Source organism: Liquorilactobacillus vini DSM 20605 (genome assembly GCF_000255495.1).
GTDB classification, from domain to species: Bacteria; Bacillota; Bacilli; order Lactobacillales; family Lactobacillaceae; genus Liquorilactobacillus; species Liquorilactobacillus vini.
In genome coordinates this window covers 1-3,784 of record NZ_AHYZ01000099.1, presented here as the reverse complement: position 1 = coordinate 3,784, position 3,784 = coordinate 1, and the positions used below count along the sequence as shown (strand labels likewise).

General features: G+C 37.7%; 3 protein-coding genes and 1 pseudogene. 3 read left to right on the top strand and 1 reads right to left on the bottom strand.

Features of this window, described 5'->3' with window-relative positions:
* Positions 1–173 precede the first annotated feature (173 nt).
* From ON15_RS06255 to cysK, 3 genes are all read left to right on the top strand, one after another.
* A complete protein-coding gene (locus ON15_RS06255) occupies positions 174–1,025 on the top strand; it encodes a helix-turn-helix domain-containing protein (protein WP_010580633.1) in 852 nt (283 codons plus the stop codon).
* A gap of 584 nt (positions 1,026–1,609) precedes the next feature.
* Complete coding sequence (locus ON15_RS06250; protein WP_010580632.1) at positions 1,610–2,413, top strand: homoserine O-acetyltransferase/O-succinyltransferase family protein; 804 nt, start codon at positions 1,610–1,612, stop codon at positions 2,411–2,413.
* The gene (gene cysK / locus ON15_RS06245; RefSeq protein ID WP_010580631.1) at positions 2,406–3,323 is read left to right on the top strand and encodes a cysteine synthase A; all 918 of its coding nucleotides are present in this window, start codon (positions 2,406–2,408) and stop codon (positions 3,321–3,323) included. Before ON15_RS06250 ends, cysK begins: the two co-directional genes overlap by 8 nt.
* 182 nt (positions 3,324–3,505) lie before the next feature.
* On the opposite strand, the pseudogene ON15_RS11755 reads toward cysK, so the two are convergent.
* A pseudogene (locus tag ON15_RS11755) lies at positions 3,506–3,784 on the bottom strand (IS5/IS1182 family transposase); the annotation flags it as partial.

Here is a 3,784-nt window from a genome sequence, read left to right as displayed (position 1 = left end):
GGTTTAATTTTGCCGGGGAAAGGGATTTTCATTTACACAAACTTCTTGACACTCCCGTTTTTCTTAATTATTTAATCATGATATCGTTTATTTTATATACTATTATTAGTAATAATAGTATATAATTATTTATATCGTTTTTAAATTGTAAGTAATCGTTTGAGGTGAAGGAATTGATTAATGGTCTTATTATAAAAAAGCGGCGCAAAGAATTACATATTTCACAAAAAGAGTTAGCCGAAGGAATTACCACACAGGGAACTATCAGTGCACTTGAACGAAATTCAACTTCGCCCAACAGTGATATCCTAACCAAAATTCTTGAACGCTTATCATTGTCACTGACTGATGTATTGGTGGGAAACGAAAAAATTGACAATCAAAAATTGTTAGCTGCTGCTGATAAGTGTTTTATGAACTATGATTATCACACTGTTTTAACCACTCTTAAAAAAATTAAAAAAATTACTGATCCGCATCAGCGTGCTCACTATCAATTTTTAAAAACTGATGCTAAAATGTGGGTCAAAAAGGATTACGATGATGCAATCTTTGAATATAATCAATTGTTACAAGAGACTAATGATCGTAATGAAATTTACGCCGTTTTAGCTACTTGTGAATTAGGAATTGTTTATAGTCTTAAACAAGATCTTGAAAAAAGTGCTTTTTACTTCAAAAAGCTTCCTGGATTAATGAAAAAATTAGATTTGGATCAGCATATTTTTTGGTCCCTGTCCTTATTTGCTAATTTAAGTGAGTTTTATTTAAACATTGATCATCAAGTTGGTAAATGCCAAGACTTATTGACTGAAGCATTACATTTTGCTAAAAAAAATAACAGTCCTTTCTTCGTTGATTCATTCTATCTACTATCTGCAGAAGCTTTATATGCCAAAAATGGCGAATGGACTGCGGAAGCAATTGATGATTTAACAAAGTCATGTGTTTTTGCAGAATTTCTTGATGATAAATTGGAGTTAGCTAAGGCTCAAAAACATTTGGATCAAATAAACAAGCAATAATTTTTGAAAATTTATTGTTTGCAATTAGCTAGTTGAACTATTACAAATCATTGATAAATGTTTCGTCAATGGATCCTAATAACTTACTTGATTAGCTATTTCTTTACTAAGCTTAGCAAACAGTTGCTTGGATGTTCCGCCATTTTTAAGTTATTAACTTGCTAAAATTTTAATTGTCACAAAAAAGTTGACAAATAAAATCAAGCTTGCTATGATAATGGCAACTATTAACGAAAGGGGTGCAATTGAAATGTTAAAATCATTTAAAACGTTAGTTCAAAATCAATTGCATCCGAACTTTAACTTAAAATTAAATAACGATTGTTGTTGCTGATTTCTGTACTTTAAGTTGTGATCGGCTTTTTTAGGCGGTCTCTCAATGGAAATGGCTTTGTTCGTCAAAAACATTTGAGCCAGTCAATGTATGGGGGTCTTTTTTTATGGCAATCAACAAAACTACAATTCACTTACTGAATTTAATTAGCTTCAAATCAAGCATTTTCCATATTGGCGGAGTGCGTGATTGGTGTTGCTGCAATTCCAAGCAGTTACGATTAGTTATTTAAGTTAGGAAGTGAATTTTTTTGTCAGCAAAAAGCCTACAAATCGGAATTTTAAATCTCATGCATGATAAAGCTGCTACACAAGCTGATTTTCGCCAAGTCTTACAAAATGGCCTGTACCCAGTCGAATTGCACTTTTATTACCCGATCATGCATTATTTGGATCGGCCAGTGCCCACAGAAGTCCTAAAGAGCGCTAAGCCGCTTGATTTGAAAGAAGTCGCTAGCTTGGATGCTTTTATTATTACTGGTGCACCACTTGATCAACTTGACTTCGAGCAGGTGACTTATCTGCCGGAATTGCAAGAACTATTTAGGGCTTTAAAGCAGGTGCCGCAACGACTGTATCTCTGCTGGGGAGCAATGGTGGCCTTATATGATCAATACCATATCGCCAAAGAAGTTTTGCCGAAAAAGCTCTTCGGTGTTTTTCCACAAAAGATCATTCAATCAAGTCCACTACTAACTGGCTTACCAAATGGTTTTTGGGCGCCACATGCTCGCTATGCCGATTCAAACCGCCACCAAATCGAAACAGATTCACAATTAACGGTTAAAGCGGTTAATCAAGATGGCCGCTTGCTGCTAGTTCAAAATCAGGCTGGCAATGAAACAATGCTGTTTTCACATCTTGAATATCAAGCTGGCAGCCTGGTTGCTGAATATCAGCGTGAGATCATGGCTCATCCAAAGAAGCATTACTGTTTGCCAATTAACCAAGCTGGTCGTGAATTCGCCTGGAAACACACTCAAAAAGTTTTTTTCACTAACTGGTTGCAGCAAGTTGTTGCAACAATCAAAAATGGAGGTCTTATTTATGGTTAAAGCAAAACAAAACATTACAGAATTGATTGGAAAAACACCCTTATTGAAATTGAATCACGTCGTTCCAACTCAAGCAGCCGACGTTTATGTTAAATTGGAATTTTTTAATCCAGGCAGCTCAATTAAAGATCGGATTGCTCTCTCAATGGTCGCTGCAGCTGAAAAAGCTGGTCGTTTGCAGCCTGGCGGAACGATTATCGAACCAACTTCAGGCAACACGGGAATTGGTTTGGCACTTGTTGCAGCTGCCAAAGGATATCATTTGATCATCACGATGCCTAAAAGCATGAGTATTGAGCGCCGAAAATTAATCCAAGGTTATGGTGCTGAATTGATCCTGGTCGATGGCGGGATGCCCGATGCCATTAAAAAAGCAACTGAATTAGCTGAGAAAAATGGTTATTTTCTGCCATTACAGTTTGCTAACCCAGCCAACCCAACAATTCATGAATTAACCACCGGACAAGAAATCATTGCTGACTTTGAGGGCCAGACTCCCGATGCTTTTGTTGCCGGCGTTGGGACTGGCGGAACACTGACTGGGATTGGTCATGCTTTGCGGAAAGTTAATTCCGACGTTAAAATTTACGCGTTGGAAGCTGCTGGTTCACCATTCTTGAAGGAAGGACATGCCGGTAAGCATAAGATCCAAGGAATCAGTGCCGGCTTTGTGCCAAAAGTTCTAGATACCAATCTTTACGATGGGATCATCGAAGTAACTGATGAACAAGCCATTCAGACGGCCCAAAAAGTCAGCCGACAGGAAGGCTTCTTGCCAGGTATCTCAGCTGGGGCTAATATCTTCGGCGCAATTGAACTTGCTAAGCAACTCGGCCACGGCAAGAGCGTCGTAACGGTTGTTCCAGACAATGGTGAGCGCTATCTGTCAACTGATTTATTTAATTTTTAATTTGTAATCTAAAGGCTGTTGCCAAGCTATTGTTGGCAACAGCCTTTTTAGTTTCATTAATACTTTTCCTGATCCAAAAGCCGGTTGATTTTAGGCAGCAAAGCCAAAATATATCCGATACTGAACAGACCACTAACGATAAAAATCCAGTAATTAGTGGCTACTGAATTAGGCCTTTGAATTTAATCTACTTGGTTTGTTTGATAACTGATTTTTAAATAAATATCGTTAGTTTTGATGGTAAGTAAAAGTTTCCAAGAAAAAAAGCGTAAAACTGTTTCAATATTGGCCACCATAATCCCCAAATCAATTGAAACGGCAACAGTGGAGGCTGTTTTTGCGCGCACTAATCCTAGTCCGCATTTGTGCTTGATAAAGGAGAAGTATCGCTCAATTTTTCCACGACGATTTTCAGCGTCCCGGGCAGCTGTATTAGCTGCTCGCTGTTCCTCTTGAGTAAT

Excerpts from the sequence above, each read along its gene's own strand:
- cysK (WP_010580631.1), top strand. The coding sequence starts at position 2,406 with ATGGTTAAAGCAAAACAAAACATTACAGAATTGATTGGAAAAACACCC.